This is a genomic window from Bacillus sp. GC_Bacil_1 (assembly GCF_026540675.1).
GTDB lineage: Bacteria > Bacillota > Bacilli > Bacillales > Bacillaceae_G > Bacillus_A > Bacillus_A cereus.
In genome coordinates, this window is sequence record NZ_JALNUG010000009.1 from 191,693 (window position 1) to 210,331 (window position 18,639).

Sequence of the window (18,639 nt, forward strand, 5' to 3'; positions counted from 1 at the left end):
GATGTTGAATGATATGTTTCTTTTCATTCCATATAAAATTTTATTTTTTTCACTCTATTTATTAAAGGAATAGTGCTGAAACATAGATTTGACTTTCTTCTTTTCGCTTTGTATGATTATCAAGTTGTTTTAGACTCTTCTCACTCTGTTGAAAATATTGTAAAATGAATGTGATATGAAAAGAGTGATTGAGGGGATTACTAGTTTGTAACTTTTGTGAGAAGGGATAAGGGTTATGTTAATTCGTTTTAAAAAAAGTTATGAAAAAATTGCAATGGGGCTTCTTTCGTTTATGCCAACTGAAAAAGATGTGAAAACATTACAATTGACAATGAAAGAATATGAAGCAAAAGATGATTGGCAATTGTATTTGTGGAAAGAAAATGAAGATTTTGTTGGAATAATGGGGATTGTAAAAAAAGAGAATCAAGTATTAGAAATCCAGCATTTAAGTGTAAATCCGTCCCACCGTCATGTGGGGATTGGAACGAAGATGGTTCAAGAGTTAAAGAGTAAATTTCTTGAGTTTACAATTTGCGGAAATGAGCAAACAGCAAGTTTTTGCGAAAAATGTAAAGGGCTAGAACAAAATATACATTCGTGAAAGCAGGGATAAGTAGTTTATTATCTCTGCTTTCTTTTTTGTAATTGTTCGTTTCGTTCAGTAATGACCTCTGTGCGATCACGCAAAGAGTGCTTGTGTATAATATATTCACTTGGAATAGCATTCAAGTCTTTCCAAGAGAGGTTTTGTTTTTTGCATAACTCTATGCACTGCTTCTCTAACAATGGATCTGATAAGGGTAAAAATAAAGGTACAAAACGTTCTTTTTTATGGATAGATTGCAATCTTTCATTGAGCAAGGAAAGAAGTTGTACTTGATTAATTCCTAAACGTTGTAAAGACACACCGCTTTTTTCTAAAATTGTGATTGCGCTTTTCATCATTTTTGTGGAACCATTCCAGTTAGCACGTCTTTGATGGTATAAAGAAACGGCAATTTGAATGAGACCAACTAAGTAATGATCACGATTTCCTCTTGGTTTTGTCTTCCAGTACTCTTCTAGTATTTCGTGGCATTCAAAATAGTCGTAATCTCCTTGGAAATGAATTAAAAATTGTATGTATTCGGTAGGATACATGTTTTCTCGCCCCTATCTAACGGTTATACATATAAGTGTATCATAGAAATATGAACAATAAACGACTAGGAGATTTCCCCCTAGCCGTTATTGTTCATATTAGCAGAAGCAAGCTGCTCCTACAATAATTAGCAAAATAAACAGTACAACAAGTAATGCGAACCCACCGCTAAAACCACAATCAACGTGACCCATAGTTTTTTGACCTCCTACATTGTTCTTACTACACTGTTATCATATGAAGTGGTGGGCATGATGACATAGGCATCGGTCTATTTTTAATTAAATTTCTTAAAAAGGTTGGATAGAACATGAGTATGCTCTATACTTATGTTGTTATAGAAAAAATGTGGTGGGATGCTTTGTGCAATATAATTTTAAAGTAGAGGCTTTTGAAGGGCCTTTAGATCTATTGTTACATTTAATACATCGTTATGAAATTGATATATATAATATTCCTGTAGCAGATATTACAGAGCAATATTTATCTTATGTGCATACGATGAAAGAACTGCAATTAGATGTTGCAAGTGAGTATTTAGTAATGGCCGCAACGTTATTACAAATTAAAAGTAAAATGTTGTTGCCGAAACATGAAGAAGATGTACTTGATAACGGTGATGATTTTATAGATGATCCTCGTCAAGAATTGATGGAGAGGTTAATTGAATATAAGAAATATAAGCAAGTTGCTACTGAGTTAAAAGAAAGAGAACAAGAAAGAGCACAGCTATATACACGTCCACCAATTGACTTTACATCGTTGCAACAAGAAGAAGAGACAAGCTTGCCTCTTGATGTTACGTTATATGATATGCTAGCGGCATTTCAAAAATTAATGCGCCGTAAAAAGGCAAAAAAACCTGTAACAACACGTATTACTCGTCAAGAAATACCAATTGAACAGCGAATGACTGATATTTTAAAGCAATTAAAAATAAAGGGTGGTCGCCAAAGTTTTCATGATTTGTTTGTTGATGATGAACGTGAAATAATGGTTGTAACATTTTTAGCAGTTCTGGAACTTATGAAAAATCAACAAATCATAATTGAGCAAGAACATAATTTTGATGAAATTTTCGTATCAAGCTCTAATAAATCTGCATAGAGCAAGTATATGAAATTGGGATAGAAACACTTTATCCCGTGCTATGTTTTAATGTATCGTTTGGAACAAGAGAAAAAATATTGAACCGAACGCATTGATTGTGATTCGGTTTTTTGATGTGTATTTTTATGGGAAAATAGAAGGAAGGAGCTCGTGAAATGGATAGGAAAGAACAAAAGTCAATTATTGAAGGCCTTTTATTTGTTTCTGGTGATGAAGGGATTTATCCAGAACAAATAGCGAAAGTTCTTGAAATTGAAATGAATGAAGTAATTAATATTTTAGAAGAAATGCAACAAGAATGTGAAGGTGCAAACCGTGGTTTGCAAATTGTACAGTATGCAAAAGTATATCGTTTTGCTACAAAGAAAGAACATGCTTCATATTATCAAAAATTAATAGATACACCAACAGCTGCTTCGCTCTCACAAGCTGCCCTTGAAACGTTAGCGATTGTTGCATATCGTCAACCAATCACAAGGACTGAAATGGAAGAGATTAGAGGGGTTAAAACCGATAAGGCGTTACAAACGTTGGTTTCACATTTACTTATAAAAGAAATGGGAAGAGCGGAAGGACCAGGGCGTCCTATTTTATACGGAACAACAAAAGAATTTTTGGACACATTTGGATTGAAAACATTAGATGATTTACCGCCGCTTTCTGAAGAGAATGAACAAATGAATGAAGCAGATTTATTCTTCGGTTCCTTACAAGAGATATCGAAATAAAAGCTTAGCATTTTGCTAAGCTTTTTTTGTATATCAATTATTTACAGTGCCATACTAAATGAAAAAAGGAGACGAGTTATGAGAGGTATGCGGATTATTCTATTATTAGTTTCTGTTTTATTATGTTTTTCTTTAAATAGCGCATCAGCTAAAAGGTATATGATGTCCATTCATACTACGTCTCCTTTACATATGCATCGGCAACATCTTAGTAAAATGAAAGTGAGCTTTTTAAAAGTGGGGCAAGGTGATGCAACACTTATCATAATGCCAAACGGACAAACAATGTTAATTGATGGAGGACCTTATGAAGCAGGAGAAGTTATTATTCAGAAATTAATTGAGAAAGGGATTAATCATTTAGATGTAATTGTCAGTACGCATCCCGATATGGATCATATAGGGGGGCTAATTCCAATTGTAGAGCAAATGCCGGTATCGCTTATATTAGATAGCGGAAAAACATATAGTTCTCTTACTTATCATACATATCGGAATAATATTAAAAAAAGAGGGATACCTTTCGTTTCGGTAAAGGAAGGGCAATATATACCGCTGGATCCACATGTTTCTATACAAGTATTAAACAATGGGAAATCAAAAGATGAAAATAATGAATCCTCAATTGTTTTAAAGGTGCGATATGGAAAAGCGGATTTTTTATTAATGGGTGACGCGGATGTACGGACAGAACATGAAATATTAAAACAATTTGATGTACATGCAGATGTTTTAAAAGTGGGGCATCACGGTTCGTATACTTCAACAAGTGAAACGTTTATAAAAAAAGTGGTACCGCAGTTTGCTATTCTGTCTTACGGGAGTAGTAATCCGTATGGACATCCTCACCAAAGTGTAGTAAAACGCTTAAAAAGGCACGGTATAATGGTATATAGAACGAATAAACGTACAGTAGAAATAGAAACAGATGGTGAACATGTTATGTTAGAGTCTAGCGGGTTAATGCCATTGTTGAAGTGATTTCTATATTAGGGGTGGATACTGTCCCTTTTTGGAAAAATGAATAATATATATTATAATTATAAAGGACGTAAGAAATTTCCTTTTTTGTTGAATAAAAAGGAAATTTCATTAGAATGTATAGACAACTACTCGTGCATATATTAAGATGGAACTAGGCGAATAAGGTAATAGTAACAAGTAGGTATTTCATGGGAAAGGATCGATGAAAATGAAAACGCAAATTGTCATCAATGCCAAAATTTACACAGGTCAAGATATAGTGGAAAACGGATTTATCCGTTACGCAGAAACCATTAAAGAAATTGGTTTGATGGCTCAATATGTACCACAAGAAAATGAAACTGTTTTTGATGCTACAGGGAAGATTGTAATTCCAGGTATGATCGATGTTCATATTCATGGAGGATACGATATTGATGCGATGGATGCAAATAGCGATGGGTTAGTAACTCTAGGTAAAGAAATGTTAAAAGAAGGGGTTACAACTTACTTCCCAACAACAATGACACAAGCTCCAGAGGCAATTGAAGCAGCGCTAACCGCTGCGAAAGAAGCAAAAGAAAAAGGAGCACATTTCGAATATATTCACTTAGAAGGACCTTATGTTTCAAAGAAACGTGCAGGTGCACAACCACTTGAACATATCGTTCCTGCAAATATTGAGCAATTTAAACAATGGCAAGAAGCAAGTGGGAATTTAATTAAATTAGTAACATATGCACCAGAAGAAGAGGGAGCATTAGAGTTTGAACAATATCTTGCTGAAACTGGTGTAGTTGGCACAATGGGGCATACAGATGCAATTGATGCGCAACTAAAAAATAGAAAGATTACACATGCGACACATTTATACAATCAAATGCGTGGATTACATCACCGTGAACCAGGGGTTGTTGGTCATGTGTTATTAAATCCAGATGTAATGGTTGAAGTAATTACAGATGGTATTCATATTCACCCTGATATGGTGAAATTAGCATATAAGTTAAAAGGACCGAAAAAAGTAAGTGTTATTACTGACGCAATGCGCGCAAAAGGTCTTGAAGATGGATTATATGAGCTTGGCGGACAGCCGGTACATGTAAAAGATGGTAGTGCTCGATTAGAAGATGGAACGTTAGCTGGTAGTATTCTAAAAATGGATCAAGCTTTCCGAAATGTAATTGAATTTACAGGTTGTTCAATCGAAGATGCAGTACTGATGACATCAGTTAACCAAGCAGAAGAGTTTGGATTAAATAATAAAGGTGCATTAGCGGTAGGAAAAGATGCAGACTTTGTTGTGATGAATGAAGATTTACATGTATATGATACGGTTCGTTTAGGAATTCATATGAAGGAAGGGAAGTAATTAAATGAATATTCTTGTTGTAAAAACTCCAGAAGAACTAGCAGAAGCAGGTTATAAATTAATTGAAGAAGTTGTAAAAACAAAAGAAAATCCAACATTAGGAATGGCTACAGGAAGCTCTCCATTAGGTATTTATGCAGAAATGCGAAAAAATAAACTTGATACAAGCCGTGTAACCACTGTAAACTTAGATGAGTACGTAAATTTACCACATGAAGATAAAAACAGCTATCACTATTTCATGCAAGAACAGTTGTTTGATTATCTTCCATTTAAACAAACTTATGTACCAAACGGGATGGCAAGTGATTTAGAGGAAGAGTGCAAACGTTACGAGGGCATTCTAGCTGCTAACCCAGTTGACCTACAGATTCTTGGAATCGGTGAAAACGGTCACATCGGATTTAACGAGCCAGGAACACCGTTTAATTCTCCAACGAACATTGTTGAATTAACAGAATCTACACGCCAAGCAAACCTTCGCTTCTTCGAAAAAGAAGAAGATGTGCCAACTCATGCGATTACAATGGGAATTGGAAGCATTATGAAAGCGAAACAAGTTCTACTTGTAGCTATGGGTGCTAAAAAGGCAGAAGCTGTTAAAGAATTATTGCAAGGTGAATATAGTGAAGAGTGTCCGGCTACAGTTTTACAACGTCATCCGAATGTAACCGTAATCGCAGATCAAGAAGCTCTATCTTTATGCAGTGAGGCGATTGCTGATGAACATCGACAAGTATTCACCATTTCCGATCTATTATCAGATTCAAGAGTGGGTGAAACAGCTAATTGAGGACGGCGAATGGAAGCCGGGAGATAAAATCCCATCTGAGAATGAACTTTGTGATAAGTTCGAAGTGAGTCGTATGACAATCAGACAGGCGATTAATAATTTAGTGGAACAAGGCTATTTATATCGGAAGCGTGGAATTGGAACATTTGTCCAACTTCCGAAAGTGGAACAAAAATTGCAAGGAATGACGGGATTCACAGAAGATATGATTTCTCGTGGAATGAACCCAAGTAGTCAATTACTTAGTTTCCGCCTAGTTCCAGCTACTGCTAAAATAGCAGACCGGTTGAGAATACAGGAGGGGGAATCGGTTTATGAAGTGAGGCGTATTCGCTTAGCTGATGATGAACCGATTGCTTTTGAGACGACATATTTGTCGCCAGCTCTTGTAAAAGATATTAACGAAGAGATATTGCAACAATCTTTATATGAACATTTAGAGAAAAAACTGGGCTTTAAACTTGTTAGCGCTACTCAGTCAATTGAAGCTTCTGTTGCGACGGAAAATGAAGCTGAACATCTGCATATTCCTAAAAAGGCGCCTGTACTTGTAATGCGTCAATGGTCATATTCAGAAGGTGAGATACCGCTAGAGTACGTGAAATGTATTTATCGTGGAGATCGTTATAAATTTATTACGAATATCGCACGTAACAAATAGTATATTTCAGTTTGTGAAGTACAGTCGAAATGAAAATGGATAACATGTAAAGAAATAAAAATACGACTCATCCTTATAAGGAATGAGTCGTATTTTTATTATGAGCAATTACGTGGTTAACAGCATCTTTGACGTGATTTACTACATAGTGAGCGTGTTTTTTTACTGCATCATCTGCTTGCGACATAGCAAAACTGTGAGGAGTTAAAGAAAACATAGGAATATCATTGTAAGAATCCCCTATACAAGCAATTTCCTCAGGTTTTATTTGAAACTCATTTAATAAAACAGAAATGGCAGAGCCTTTACTAACATTCGGTGGCATTACATCTAAACATTGTTCTGCTGAGATGAAAGTACTAACTTTCCCGTGGAATTTTTCATCAATTTTTTTTTGAAGGAGTTGTAAGCTCTCCTTTGTTCCACCGACAGAAATTTTATTTGGGAAAATTGTATCATCAATCTTCTGTAGTAAGTTTGGTTCTTCAACAGAAGTCATTGTTACTTGTTGTTCAAGTTCTTGAATAAAAGGTGTTTTCTCTTCAATGTAATAATTATGCTCATCACTTACATAACGGAAATAAGGATTTTCATTCGTCATAGCTAACAAATCGGGAAGTATGCTGGAATCAAAAGTTGCAGATAATAGTTGTTTATTTTCATGTGTATATACAAAAACACCATTTACACTAATACGATGAAAATTTGTATTTACAGCTTTCATTAAGTCTGCAATTTCATTATCAAGTCTTCCGGAAGCGAAGCAAAGAATAACATTTTGCTCGGCGAGGCTGCGTAGTGCCGCAACATCTTGTTCATCAATAAGACCTCCGTGTTGCATCATTGTACCATCGATATCACTTACAAACATTTTAATCATGCTGTTATCTCCTTTCTATGTACAGTTGCTCTTACATTATACGCATCATATATAAACATGTCTAAAAAATGAATTTTTATTAAATGGCAGATGTTTTACATTGACGACAAAGAAGAATATTCTGTAACATAAAAGTAGGCTATTTAAGTACGAGGGTGGTGTTATATGAATAATTATCTAGAAATTAAAAAAGTTTTAAATAATAATGTCATCATTGCTAGCCATCCTGAACACGAGGAAGTAGTAGTGATTGGTAAAGGAATTGGATTTGGGAAAAAAGCGAAAGATGTATTGGAGCAAGAACAAATCGAAAAAATGTTTGTCTTAAAAAATGAACGTGATCGTGAACAATATAAATTATTAGTGCCGCATGTTAGTGAAAAATTAATTGAATTGATGAACGATATTATGCTGTACATTCAAGAAAAAGCGAAATCTCCACTAAATGAACATATTCATATTGCGTTAACAGATCATATTTCATTTGCAATTAAAAGGTTAAAACAAGGACTTACAATTGATAATCCTTTTTTAGTTGAAACAAAAATGCTCTATCCAGAGGAATATGAAATTGCGGAAGGTGTTGTAGAACTTTTAAATTCTCGTTTGCAAATTACATTGCCAGAAGGAGAAATTGGTTTTATTGCACTTCACATTTACAGTTCGCTTACAAATTCTGATTTATCTTCAGTTAATCAAAACTCCCGTCTCATTGCACAACTTGTATCTTTAATTGAGACAAACTTAGAAATTACATTAGATCAAGAGAGCATTCATTATTTACGCCTTATTCGTCATCTTCAATATGCTATTGAGAGGGTGAAAAAAGGAGAAAAAGTAGAAGAATCGCAAAGTTTTGCTGATTTATTAAAGGCGGAGTATCCAGTTTGCTATAACGTAGCTTGGAAGCTAGTTAAGGTCATGCAAAAAGAGTTGCAACTACCTGTATATGAAGCTGAAAGTATTTATTTAACGATGCACTTGCAACGCTTAGTCAAGGCAGAGCATGTGTAATAATTCATATATTTTTGTCTAAAATGAAAACGTTAAAAAAAATGATTGAATCGCTTACAATAGTTATGTATAATAACTATTGCAAAGTTATACAAATTTCGACAAACACATTAAGGTGAGTAACGAAAACGTTTGCCTTAATTATAGTGAACTTATACGTAAACCTATTTTTGACACGTGTTACTGATTCGATCAGGCATGAGTGGAGAAAAGTAAGGAATGTAAGCTAGAGAAAGGGATATACTACCCTTTGTATAGCTATCGTTCTATCTTTTTTTCCTCATGTCTTTTTGGCGTTTGTCGGAAGGTATCAATATAGATAAGAGAGGAAGGGTTTCCATGTTTAAGAAGATCTTTGGTGTTCTTCAAAAAGTCGGAAAAGCGTTAATGCTTCCAGTAGCGATTTTACCGGCAGCAGGTATTTTACTTGGATTTGGTAATGCATTTCAAAATCCACAGTTAACAAATGTTATTCCTGCTTTAAAAGCAGATTGGTTCGTAATGGTTGCAAAAATTATGGAACAATCTGGTGATATTATTTTCGCTAACCTTGCATTATTATTCGCAGTTGGGGTAGCAATTGGTTTAGCTGGTGGAGACGGAGTAGCTGGTTTAGCAGCATTCGTCGGTTACTTAATTATGAACAAAACGATGAGTGTGTTCTTAGAAGTAGATAAGCTAGTGAAAGTAACAAGTTCTGGAGCAGACCCAGTAAAAATTGGATTTGCAGATCCAGCGTATGCAAACGTATTAGGTATTCCAACGCTACAAACAGGGGTATTTGGTGGTATTATCGTCGGTATAGTAGCGGCATATTGCTATAATAAATACTTCAACATTGAATTACCATCATACTTAGGTTTCTTTGCAGGTAAGCGTTTCGTACCGATCGCAACTGCAACATTCTCTTTAATAGTAGGTATTATCATGTGCTTCGTTTGGCCATACATTCAAGGTGGCTTAAACACGTTCTCACATCAAATGATTGATGCAAATAGAACAATCGCAGCATTTATATTCGGTTTAATTGAACGTTCATTAATTCCATTTGGACTACATCACATTTTCTATTCACCGTTCTGGTTCGAATTCGGTCAGTATACAAATGCAGCTGGCGAATTAATCCGTGGTGACCAAAAAATCTTTATGGCACAGTTAAAAGACGGTGTAGAATTAACAGCAGGTACATTTACAACTGGTAAGTATCCGTTCATGATGTTCGGTCTTCCAGCAGCAGCTTTAGCAATGTACCATGAAGCACGTCCAGAAAATAAAAAATTAGCAGCAGGTATTTTAGGTTCTGCAGCATTAACATCTTTCTTAACAGGTATTACAGAGCCACTTGAATTTTCATTCTTATTCGTAGCGCCAGTATTATTCGGAATTCACGCTGTATTTGCTGGTCTATCATTTATGACAATGCAAATTTTAGGTGTTAAAATTGGTATGACATTCTCTGGTGGTTTAATTGACTTCCTATTATTCGGTGTACTACCAGGCCGTACAGCATGGTGGTGGGTAATTATTGTTGGTCTTGTACTAGCAGTTATTTACTACTTCGGATTCCGCTTTGCAATCCGTAAATGGAATCTAAAAACACCTGGTCGTGAAGAGGCAAATGCGAATGACGGTGCAGGAAAAACAGAAGCAGGCGAACTTCCTCGTGAAGTATTAGTAGCACTTGGTGGTAAAGAAAACATTGCTTCTTTAGATGCTTGTATTACTCGTTTACGTGTTCAAGTTAACGAACAAAAGAATGTAAACAAAGACCGCTTAAAAGAACTTGGAGCAGCTGGTGTACTTGAAGTTGGAAATAACATTCAAGCTATTTTCGGACCGAAATCTGACACGTTAAAATCACAAATTCATGATATAATGTCAGGTCGTACACCTCATGTTGAAAAAGAAGAACCTGTAAAAGTGGAAGAAACTCCTCAAAAAGTTGATGAAAATGAAACAATTGTATCACCAATCGAAGGGAAAATCTTACCAATTACAGAAGTGCCTGACCAAGTATTCTCAGGAAAAATGATGGGAGACGGATTTGCAATTGAGCCAACTGAAGGAACAGTAGTTTCTCCAGTTAACGGTGAAATTGTCAATGTATTCCCTACAAAACATGCGATTGGTATTCAATCTGAAGGCGGAAAAGAAATTTTAATCCACTTTGGTATTGATACTGTAAAATTAAATGGTGAAGGATTCGAGGCACTTGTAGCACAAGGTGATAAAGTGAAGCAAGGCCAACCATTATTAAAAGTAGATCTTGCATTTGTAAAAGAAAATGCACCATCTATCATTACACCAATTGTATTTACAAACTTACAACAAGGGCAACAAGTCGAATTGAAAAAAGATGGAAATGTTAAGAAGGGCGAAACCGCTATTATTGACATTCAGTAGGAATTTGACGCAAAATGTTTATAATTATAATAGGCGATGTGGTTGACCGAACATCGCCTATTATATACAATAGATGATGTAGTACTCACGTCTATACAACTAAAAAAAACTGTAATTTAAAGGAGATAAATAATCATGGAAAAAATCTTTAAAGTAACTAGCGACTCAGGAATTCATGCTCGTCCAGCAACTCTACTTGTAAACACTGCAAGCAAATTCGGTTCTGACATTAACTTAGAGTATAACGGAAAGAACGTTAACTTAAAATCAATCATGGGCGTTATGTCTTTAGGCATTCAACAAAACGCAGAAATTAAAATCACTGCAAATGGTGATGATGCAGCTCAAGCACTAGCAGCTATCGAAGAAACTATGAAAAACGAAGGATTAGGAGAATAATGACTCTTAACATTCAAGGGATCGCTGCATCAAGTGGGATTGCTATTGCAAAGGCTTTCAGACTTGAAAATCCTGAATTTAACATCGAAAAGAAATCAATTACAAACGAAGCTGCAGAAATTGCACGCTTAGACGCTGCGCTTGAGAAAGCAAAAACTGAATTAGAAGCTATTAAGGACCACGCATTTGCTGAGCTAGGTGCTGACAAAGCTGCGATCTTTGAAGCACATTTATTAGTGTTAAATGATCCAGAACTAGTAAACCCAGTAAAAGATAAAGTAAATAGCGAAAAAGTAAATGCTGAATTTGCAATGGATGAAGTTGCATCAATGTTTATTTCTATGTTTGAAAACATGGATAACGAATATATGAAAGAACGTGCTGCGGACATTCGTGATGTAACAAAACGCGTTCTTGCACATTTACTAGGAATTAACTTCTCAAATCCTGGTACAATTTCTGAAGAGGTAATCATTATTGCTGAAGATTTAACACCATCTGATACAGCTCAGTTAAACCGTAAGTATGCAAAAGGTTTCACTACTGATATCGGTGGACGTACATCTCACTCTGCAATTATGGCTCGTTCTATGGAAATTCCAGCTGTTGTTGGTACGAAAGTTGTTATGGAGAAAATCCAAAACGGCGATATCGTTATCATTGACGGTTTAGATGGAGAAGTAATTGTAAACCCATCAGAAGAAACTCTTCGTTCGTTTGAAGAAAAGAAAGCGAAATTTGAAGAGCAAAAAACTGAATGGGCAAAATTAAAAGACCAAGCTACTGTAACAAGTGATGGACATCACGTTGAGCTTGTTGCAAATATCGGAACACCAAATGATGTACAAGGTATTATCGATAATGGCGGAGAAGGCGTTGGCTTATACCGTACAGAATTCTTATACATGGGTCGTGACAATCTTCCAACAGAAGAAGAGCAGTTCGAAGCGTATAAAGCAGTTCTTGAAGGTGTAAAAGAAGGTCAACCAGTCGTTGTTCGTACACTTGACATCGGTGGAGATAAAGAGCTTCCATACTTACATTTACCAAAAGAAATGAACCCATTTTTAGGATACCGTGCAATTCGCTTATGTCTTGATGAGCAAGATGTGTTCCGTACACAACTTCGTGCATTACTTCGTGCTAGCGTATACGGTAACTTAAAAATTATGTTCCCAATGATTGCAACTCTTGATGAGTTCCGTCAAGCAAAAGCAATTTTATTAGAAGAGAAAGCGAAACTTGTAGAAGCGGGTACAACTGTTTCTGATTCTATTGAAGTTGGTATGATGGTTGAAATCCCAGCTTCAGCAGTATTAGCAGATCAATTCGCGAAAGAAGTTGACTTCTTCTCTATCGGAACAAATGATTTAATCCAATACACAATGGCTGCAGACCGTATGAACGAACAAGTATCATACTTATACCAACCATATAACCCATCTATTTTACGTCTTGTAAAAATGGTTATCGATGCTGCTCATAAAGAAGGCAAATGGGCTGGTATGTGTGGTGAGATGGCAGGCGATTCACTTGCTATCCCATTATTATTAGGATTAGGTTTAGATGAGTTCAGTATGAGTGCAACATCTATTCTTCCTGCAAGAACACAACTAAGCAAGTTGTCAAAAGCAGAAATGGAAACATTAGCAGAAAAAGCATTAATGATGTCAACTGCTGAAGAAGTTGTTGAACTAGTTAAAAGCATATAACCAATAAAAAAACCTGAGTCGATTTGAAATCGGTCTCAGGTTTTTTCTATGAGAAAAATAAATCTTATTTTCTTACTATAGAGGATAAGGAACGGAATTAGATAGCGATAGCAACGATATCAGTTGGGCATACACGTAAAATACCAGTAAAAGTATTTCGATTTTGATTGTTCTTATCGTCTTTATTGTTATCTTTGTCGTCTTTGTTATTACGAGCTAAAGCAGAGAAAAGAGCAACACCGTTAGCGAAACCTTCAAAAATTACATTGTTGAAAGTGCCATTACCTCTAATGCTTAAAAGAGAAAGTTCTGTTCCAACTGAAATGCTAGCAAGTACGTTACATACAGCTGGTTGTTGTGGTCTAACTACTTCTCTCTCTTTCTCTTTCTCATGATGTCTGCACTCTCTTTCATGATGATGACAGTCTCTAAAGTTATCACAGCATCCAAATGATCCAAACATAATCCTCATCACCCCCTTCACACTTATAATCTATGTAAGTTCGGTAGTGAGTGACTGGACAGAGAGTGGAATTTTTTCTAGGGGATTTTCTCATTTTAAATGACTAGCTGGGTGTTTAGTATGGAATGATGTTTAAAATAGGGGAAATATAACAAAAAAATGTAAAAACCACCGAAATAAATGAAATAGGTAGCCTTTACACTTTTTTACTTTTATATAAAACGATGATATATACAGGAAGAGCTAGGAGTAGTGGTACAATGGATCGTGCAGTATGTTTTTCTGATTCTAATTGGAATGCTTCTTCTTTTGGGAATTGTAAAATGGAGATGTTTGCGGCATCACCAATAAAATATAGAAGCAGTACAGTTACTATGTAACATAAAAGTGCGATAAAGCTTCCGTATGAACTCAATGAAAATCCCTCTCTTGTTATCTATTTGTTATCATTGTATCACAATTGTAACAAAAATACACGGGTATATTTCAACACCTAAACAAAATTCGACACAAAACGTCAAGTTTATTTATGATAAGGGAATAGAATATACTTTTCCCTTATCATAAATGTCGAATGATTTGTAGTAATATTACAAAAGTATGACAGAGAATAAAAAAACGAAGGCAATGTAGTTACCTTCGTTTTTTATTATTTTGCCCACTCACTCACTTGCTCTACGCTCATACGAGGTGCAGGGTGTCCTTTTAAAGTTGATTCACCAATTGTAATAAGCATAATTGGAACGTAACGAGATGAAACGTTAAATTCGTCTGTCAGTGCTTGTGGATTGAAGCCACCAATAGCACAAGTATCCCAACCAGTTGCTTTAGCTGCAAGCATAAGTTGCATTGCTGCTAAAGATGCATTTGAAAAGGCAGCATCTCTTGGGAATTGTTCACGAGCATATGCAGATTCAATATTTTTAGCTAAGCGTTCTTTTGCTTCTTCTTTCATAAATCCTTGTTCTACAATTGGACCATATACTGGCTCAACATTTTTATAAGCTTCTAAATCACCTAAAATAGCGACTACTGCAGAAGCATCAAGAATTTGTTGCTGGTTATAAGCTATTGGGTGTAATCGTTTTTGTACATCTTCACCTTGAAAAACAAGGAATTTCCAGTGTTGCAAGTTCCAAGCGGAAGGTGCTTGTGCTGCGGCTTTTAAAATCTCATGTAATTCTGTAGATGAGATTTCTTTATTTGGGTTGAATGCACGTGTAGATGTGCGTTCATATAGAACGTTAAAAAAGTTGTCGTTTGTCATTGTATATCCTCCAAATTGTATATCGAATTATTTTCAAAAAAATAATATACACTACTTACATTTTGTAAGTTATCGAATTTAAGAATATAATATCTTTATTTTAATTGTCAAGTTTTAAAAATAAGCTAGGGCATTCATACAAACGATACAATTCCTACAATCATACACTAAAAAAGGAATTTATAGAGTGAAAAGCGAAGATAACATTCTCAATTAGCTTGTTAATATGTATCTCTCACAAATTAAAGTTTATTGGAGAACAGTCTTTTAAAAAAGTTTGTGAGGAATTCAGTAGAACAAGATATATGAAGTGAGTGAAGACTAGTGATGAACATACTACATTTTTTATTAGAGAATACGGTTTTCCAAAATGTGTTACAAGATCTGCAGTTAAATGTCCTTTATATAGAAAATGGATGTAAGCATCAACAAACGGTAGAAAATATCCATCCAAAATGTATGTTTATAGCAAATAGTTTTGAAGAGGGCGAACTATTATTTCAAAGAACGAAACCACACATTATCATTACGTATGTAACAGATTATTCTCAAATAAAATATATAAAGAATATGTATACTCCGCACAGTACATTCATTGTCATTTGGGATCAACAAATAACAAAAGAATTCACAGATGTACTTGCATTAGGAATACGTAATATTGTAATAGCTCCTGTAACTCCGCAAGCAGTGTTAGAGGAAGTGAATAAGAGTTTGTATCAACTTTCTTTAGTAAGGCAAGTCGGTTTGCAGCAGGAATTGCTTCAAACGATGTTTGATTTTCAAAATGATCTATTATTTATAGTAGAAGATGATGAGATTGTTGATTGTAATACAAATTTTTTAGCTTTTTTTGGATATGAAAATCTGTTTGCCTATCGTGAGCAACATTTAGTATTTGCTGAACATTTTATTAGAGAAAGTGGATACTATTCGACGACGCATGATATCACATGGTTAGACGATACTTTATCAAGTGGTAGAAGAATTAAGATGCTAAATTATGAAGGGGTAGTATCCACTTTTTTATTACGTGCGACACCATTGCCAGAAGATTTATCAAGATTTATTGTAAAGTGCACGGAAATTACAGAATTAGATGAAATCTATCAAGAGCAAGAAAGACTTGCTATGGTAGATTCATTGACAGAGATTTATAATCGTTTAAAGTTTCAACAAATACTAGAGGTAGAGTGGGAAAAGGTAATACGTAGTGATGAGAAAATAGCTATCATTTTATTTGATATAGATAATTTTAAAACGGTTAATGACACATATGGTCATGATTTTGGTGATTTGGCATTAATACAACTTGCAGAGCTTATGAAATCTAAAGTGGAGCAACAACATGTATTTGCAAGATGGGGAGGAGAAGAATTCATTATATTAGTGACAAATACAGTAGAAAAGGAAGCATTTCAAGTTGCGGAGTCATTACGATTCTTCATTGAAACAAAGCAATTCACTGGAATTTCGAAGCTAACAGCTAGCTTTGGAGTTGCGTTATATGAACAAGGAACTACAAGAGAAGAATTAATGCAACGAGCGGACATTGCATTATATGAAGCGAAAAAAAATGGGAAGAATCAAGTATGTGTGTATAGAAAAGAAAAAATGTAATTTTTCGCAACAAATTGTTGCGATTTTTTTTTATTGTTTGATAATAGAATAGGGGGACAATTTTTAGTGAAGGAATTATGGAGGATCAATATGATAAAAAAAGTAATGGTGATGGCTTCACTGTCTGCTATAGTTGGCGGCGGAGTATACTATTTTCTTGTTAGCCCCAATATAAAGGAAAACACTGTATTAACAACTAAAGTGAATCCTACTATTGAATCAGAAGTACAAGGGAATATAGAAGAAAAAGAAGAGCAACAAATTGATTATGCTAGCATATCTCAAAAATTAGATCAATATTTAGTCGGAAAGCAATTTAATGGAACAGTTTTGGTAACAGATAAAGAGCGTGTTATATTGAATAAAGGATATGGGTATGCTGATGTTCAAAATAAAATAGAAAATACGCCTCAAACAAAATATCGTATTGGTTCTATTACGAAAACAGTTGTTGCCACATCTATTTTACAGTTGCAAGAACAAGGTAAATTGAATATTCAAGATAATGTAAATAAATATATTCCTTCATTTCCGGAGAATAAAAATATTACACTATATCATTTGTTAACCCATACCTCTGGTTTACCTGAACATGCGAAAGGAAATGTGAATGCTGCTTCCCGTTTACAGTTAGTTAATTGGATTGGACGTCAAAATTTAGAATTTCCTGCAGGAACAGGTTGGAGATATACAGATTATAATTATATGGTTCTTGCTTATATAATAGAACATATCTCGAAAAAACCTTTAGGAGATTACATAAAAGAAAACATATTTGTAAAAGCAGATATGCATGAATCCGGTATGGGAAATATGGTACCTGGAGATAAAAATTTTACAAAGGGTTATGTGAAAAAAAATCAAGAGCTTGTACCAGCGCAGAAGTTAGGCATGGATTGGCTATATGGTTGTGGTGAGATGTATACGACAGTTGGAGATATGAAGAAGTTAGACGAAGCAATTATAAATGGAAAACTTCTTTCTGAACAAAGTATACAAGCAATGTTTTCGCCTTCAGCAGAACGGAAATATGCATTTAGTTTTTATATATATCCAGATTATTTTCATAATCATGGTGTATTATCTGGTTGGAACACTTTCAATAATTTTAATAAAGAAAAAGGAATTTTTGTTATGTTATTTTCAAATGTAAAAAATAGTATGGATGATGACTTTAATAAAGAGTTCCGAAAGATGGTAAATGATTTATTAGAACAAAGGGGATGAGAAAATGGAACATAAAACTTTATCAATAGGTTTCATTGGTATTGGTGTAATGGGAAAAAGTATGGTTTATCACTTAATGCAAGATGGTCATAAAGTATATGTATATAATAGAACGAAAGCAAAAACAGATTCTTTAGTGCAAGATGGTGCACAATGGTGTGATACGCCAAAAGAGTTAGTGAAGCAAGTTGATATTGTAATGACAATGGTTGGATATCCACATGATGTAGAAGAAGTGTATTTTGGTATAGAAGGAATTATAGAACATGCAAAAGAAGGTACGATAGCAATTGACTTTACGACATCTACACCTACTTTAGCAAAACGTATTAATGAAGTTGCAAAAAGCAAAAATATATATACGTTAGATGCACCTGTCTCAGGAGGAGATGTTGGTGCGAAAGAAGCAAAACTCGCAATTATGGTAGGTGGAGAGAAAGAAATATATGATAGATGCTTACCTTTACTTGAAAAGTTAGGAACAAACATTCAATTACAAGGACCAGCTGGGAGTGGACAACATACAAAAATGTGCAATCAAATTGCGATTGCTTCCAATATGATTGGAGTATGTGAGGCTGTTGCTTACGCGAAGAAGGCTGGATTGAATCCAGATAAAGTGTTAGAGAGTATTTCAACAGGGGCAGCAGGTAGTTGGTCATTAAGTAATTTAGCTCCTCGAATGTTAAAAGGAGACTTTGAGCCAGGATTTTATGTAAAGCATTTTATGAAAGATATGAAAATTGCTTTAGAGGAAGCAGAAAAATTACAATTACCAGTCCCAGGCTTAAGTTTGGCGAAAGAATTGTATGAAGAGTTAATTAAGGATGGCGAAGAAAATAGTGGAACACAAGTATTATATAAAAAATATATAAGGGGGTAA

Annotated in this window: 20 protein-coding genes; 14 read left to right on the plus strand and 6 right to left on the minus strand. The window is 34.8% G+C overall.

The features are described from left to right. Positions 1–235: 235 nt before the first annotated feature. The gene (ribT, locus tag OXT04_RS15960; RefSeq protein WP_000908401.1) at positions 236–604 is read left to right on the plus strand and encodes a GNAT family N-acetyltransferase RibT; all 369 of its coding nucleotides are present in this window, start codon (positions 236–238) and stop codon (positions 602–604) included. A 20-nt stretch (positions 605–624) separates the two neighbouring features. Here the strand turns inward: ribT and OXT04_RS15965 are convergent, their stop codons facing one another. Then, positions 625–1,143: a DUF309 domain-containing protein gene (locus tag OXT04_RS15965; RefSeq protein ID WP_097822474.1), complete on the minus strand. Its 519-nt coding sequence runs from the start codon at positions 1,141–1,143 to the stop codon at positions 625–627. Positions 1,144–1,242: 99 nt separating this feature from the next. Continuing rightward, positions 1,243–1,338 carry a YjcZ family sporulation protein gene (locus OXT04_RS15970; RefSeq protein ID WP_000510194.1) on the minus strand — a complete coding sequence of 32 codons (96 nt, stop codon included), beginning with the start codon at positions 1,336–1,338 and terminating at the stop codon, positions 1,243–1,245. Positions 1,339–1,507: 169 nt separating this feature from the next. Between OXT04_RS15970 and scpA the strand changes: the two genes are divergently transcribed. The 6 genes from scpA (at position 1,508) to OXT04_RS16000 (ending at position 6,771) form a co-directional block, all read left to right on the plus strand. After that, positions 1,508–2,251, plus strand: coding sequence for a segregation/condensation protein A (gene scpA, locus OXT04_RS15975; protein WP_001199751.1), 744 nt, complete (start codon positions 1,508–1,510; stop codon positions 2,249–2,251). A 158-nt stretch (positions 2,252–2,409) separates the two neighbouring features. Beyond that, complete coding sequence (gene scpB / locus OXT04_RS15980; protein ID WP_000375171.1) at positions 2,410–2,982, plus strand: segregation/condensation protein ScpB; 573 nt, start codon at positions 2,410–2,412, stop codon at positions 2,980–2,982. A gap of 78 nt (positions 2,983–3,060) precedes the next feature. Continuing rightward, positions 3,061–3,963 (plus strand): ComEC/Rec2 family competence protein, encoded by a 903-nt coding sequence (locus OXT04_RS15985; RefSeq protein ID WP_267415841.1) that lies wholly within the window; start codon positions 3,061–3,063, stop codon positions 3,961–3,963. 211 nt (positions 3,964–4,174) lie between these two features. Continuing rightward, positions 4,175–5,317, plus strand: coding sequence for an N-acetylglucosamine-6-phosphate deacetylase (gene nagA, locus OXT04_RS15990; RefSeq protein ID WP_002094130.1), 1,143 nt, complete (start codon positions 4,175–4,177; stop codon positions 5,315–5,317). A gap of 4 nt (positions 5,318–5,321) precedes the next feature. Further along, positions 5,322–6,110: a glucosamine-6-phosphate deaminase gene (nagB, locus tag OXT04_RS15995; RefSeq protein WP_001024213.1), complete on the plus strand. Its 789-nt coding sequence runs from the start codon at positions 5,322–5,324 to the stop codon at positions 6,108–6,110. After that, positions 6,040–6,771, plus strand: coding sequence for a GntR family transcriptional regulator (locus OXT04_RS16000; protein WP_014894892.1), 732 nt, complete (start codon positions 6,040–6,042; stop codon positions 6,769–6,771). The genes nagB and OXT04_RS16000 overlap by 71 nt, the downstream gene beginning before the upstream one ends. A gap of 73 nt (positions 6,772–6,844) precedes the next feature. Here OXT04_RS16000 and OXT04_RS16005 read toward each other — a convergent pair whose 3' ends face one another. Further along, complete coding sequence (locus OXT04_RS16005; RefSeq protein WP_000594250.1) at positions 6,845–7,651, minus strand: Cof-type HAD-IIB family hydrolase; 807 nt, start codon at positions 7,649–7,651, stop codon at positions 6,845–6,847. A gap of 165 nt (positions 7,652–7,816) precedes the next feature. Between OXT04_RS16005 and glcT the strand changes: the two genes are divergently transcribed. From glcT to ptsP, 4 genes are all read left to right on the plus strand, one after another. Next, positions 7,817–8,665: a glucose PTS transporter transcription antiterminator GlcT gene (gene glcT, locus OXT04_RS16010; protein ID WP_001067322.1), complete on the plus strand. Its 849-nt coding sequence runs from the start codon at positions 7,817–7,819 to the stop codon at positions 8,663–8,665. 339 nt (positions 8,666–9,004) lie between these two features. Further along, positions 9,005–11,068: a PTS glucose transporter subunit IIABC gene (gene ptsG, locus OXT04_RS16015; protein WP_061659903.1), complete on the plus strand. Its 2,064-nt coding sequence runs from the start codon at positions 9,005–9,007 to the stop codon at positions 11,066–11,068. 135 nt (positions 11,069–11,203) lie between these two features. After that, positions 11,204–11,467: a phosphocarrier protein HPr gene (gene ptsH, locus OXT04_RS16020; protein WP_000411080.1), complete on the plus strand. Its 264-nt coding sequence runs from the start codon at positions 11,204–11,206 to the stop codon at positions 11,465–11,467. Further along, positions 11,467–13,179, plus strand: coding sequence for a phosphoenolpyruvate--protein phosphotransferase (ptsP, locus tag OXT04_RS16025; protein WP_000174216.1), 1,713 nt, complete (start codon positions 11,467–11,469; stop codon positions 13,177–13,179). Before ptsH ends, ptsP begins: the two co-directional genes overlap by 1 nt. 97 nt (positions 13,180–13,276) lie before the next feature. Here ptsP and OXT04_RS16030 read toward each other — a convergent pair whose 3' ends face one another. The 3 genes from OXT04_RS16030 to OXT04_RS16040 all read right to left on the minus strand — a co-directional run bounded on the left by OXT04_RS16030 (position 13,277) and on the right by OXT04_RS16040 (position 14,909). Next, positions 13,277–13,642, minus strand: a complete 366-nt coding sequence (locus tag OXT04_RS16030; protein WP_000468017.1) for a DUF3915 domain-containing protein — start codon at positions 13,640–13,642, stop codon at positions 13,277–13,279. 196 nt (positions 13,643–13,838) lie between these two features. Then, the gene (locus tag OXT04_RS16035) at positions 13,839–14,057 is read right to left on the minus strand and encodes a hypothetical protein (RefSeq protein WP_000100485.1); all 219 of its coding nucleotides are present in this window, start codon (positions 14,055–14,057) and stop codon (positions 13,839–13,841) included. Positions 14,058–14,291: 234 nt separating this feature from the next. Then, positions 14,292–14,909 carry a nitroreductase family protein gene (locus OXT04_RS16040; protein WP_000180387.1) on the minus strand — a complete coding sequence of 206 codons (618 nt, stop codon included), beginning with the start codon at positions 14,907–14,909 and terminating at the stop codon, positions 14,292–14,294. A 327-nt stretch (positions 14,910–15,236) separates the two neighbouring features. Here OXT04_RS16040 and OXT04_RS16045 point away from each other — a divergent pair, with 327 nt between their 5' ends. The 3 genes from OXT04_RS16045 to OXT04_RS16055 all read left to right on the plus strand — a co-directional run bounded on the left by OXT04_RS16045 (position 15,237) and on the right by OXT04_RS16055 (position 18,639). Further along, entirely contained in the window at positions 15,237–16,529 is a 1,293-nt protein-coding gene (locus OXT04_RS16045) for a GGDEF domain-containing protein (protein WP_001023187.1), read from the plus strand. Between the two features lie 90 nt (positions 16,530–16,619). Beyond that, the gene (locus OXT04_RS16050) at positions 16,620–17,756 is read left to right on the plus strand and encodes a serine hydrolase (protein ID WP_000592904.1); all 1,137 of its coding nucleotides are present in this window, start codon (positions 16,620–16,622) and stop codon (positions 17,754–17,756) included. Between the two features lie 4 nt (positions 17,757–17,760). Further along, the gene (locus OXT04_RS16055; RefSeq protein WP_000400437.1) at positions 17,761–18,639 is read left to right on the plus strand and encodes an NAD(P)-dependent oxidoreductase; all 879 of its coding nucleotides are present in this window, start codon (positions 17,761–17,763) and stop codon (positions 18,637–18,639) included.

What these genes read in the sequence shown, in the direction of transcription:
- ribT (WP_000908401.1), top strand. Translation starts at nt 236, where the DNA reads ATGTTAATTCGTTTTAAAAAAAGTTATGAAAAAATTGCAATGGGGCTT.
- OXT04_RS15965 (WP_097822474.1), bottom strand. Translation starts at nt 1,143, where the DNA reads ATGTATCCTACCGAATACATACAATTTTTAATTCATTTCCAAGGAGAT.
- OXT04_RS15970 (WP_000510194.1), bottom strand. Translation starts at nt 1,338, where the DNA reads ATGGGTCACGTTGATTGTGGTTTTAGCGGTGGGTTCGCATTACTTGTT.
- scpB (WP_000375171.1), top strand. Translation starts at nt 2,410, where the DNA reads ATGGATAGGAAAGAACAAAAGTCAATTATTGAAGGCCTTTTATTTGTT.
- OXT04_RS15985 (WP_267415841.1), top strand. Translation starts at nt 3,061, where the DNA reads ATGAGAGGTATGCGGATTATTCTATTATTAGTTTCTGTTTTATTATGT.
- nagA (WP_002094130.1), top strand. Translation starts at nt 4,175, where the DNA reads ATGAAAACGCAAATTGTCATCAATGCCAAAATTTACACAGGTCAAGAT.
- nagB (WP_001024213.1), top strand. Translation starts at nt 5,322, where the DNA reads ATGAATATTCTTGTTGTAAAAACTCCAGAAGAACTAGCAGAAGCAGGT.
- OXT04_RS16000 (WP_014894892.1), top strand. Translation starts at nt 6,040, where the DNA reads ATGAACATCGACAAGTATTCACCATTTCCGATCTATTATCAGATTCAA.
- OXT04_RS16005 (WP_000594250.1), bottom strand. Translation starts at nt 7,651, where the DNA reads ATGATTAAAATGTTTGTAAGTGATATCGATGGTACAATGATGCAACAC.
- glcT (WP_001067322.1), top strand. Translation starts at nt 7,817, where the DNA reads ATGAATAATTATCTAGAAATTAAAAAAGTTTTAAATAATAATGTCATC.
- ptsG (WP_061659903.1), top strand. Translation starts at nt 9,005, where the DNA reads ATGTTTAAGAAGATCTTTGGTGTTCTTCAAAAAGTCGGAAAAGCGTTA.
- ptsH (WP_000411080.1), top strand. Translation starts at nt 11,204, where the DNA reads ATGGAAAAAATCTTTAAAGTAACTAGCGACTCAGGAATTCATGCTCGT.
- ptsP (WP_000174216.1), top strand. Translation starts at nt 11,467, where the DNA reads ATGACTCTTAACATTCAAGGGATCGCTGCATCAAGTGGGATTGCTATT.
- OXT04_RS16030 (WP_000468017.1), bottom strand. Translation starts at nt 13,642, where the DNA reads ATGTTTGGATCATTTGGATGCTGTGATAACTTTAGAGACTGTCATCAT.
- OXT04_RS16040 (WP_000180387.1), bottom strand. Translation starts at nt 14,909, where the DNA reads ATGACAAACGACAACTTTTTTAACGTTCTATATGAACGCACATCTACA.
- OXT04_RS16045 (WP_001023187.1), top strand. Translation starts at nt 15,237, where the DNA reads ATGAACATACTACATTTTTTATTAGAGAATACGGTTTTCCAAAATGTG.
- OXT04_RS16050 (WP_000592904.1), top strand. Translation starts at nt 16,620, where the DNA reads ATGATAAAAAAAGTAATGGTGATGGCTTCACTGTCTGCTATAGTTGGC.
- OXT04_RS16055 (WP_000400437.1), top strand. Translation starts at nt 17,761, where the DNA reads ATGGAACATAAAACTTTATCAATAGGTTTCATTGGTATTGGTGTAATG.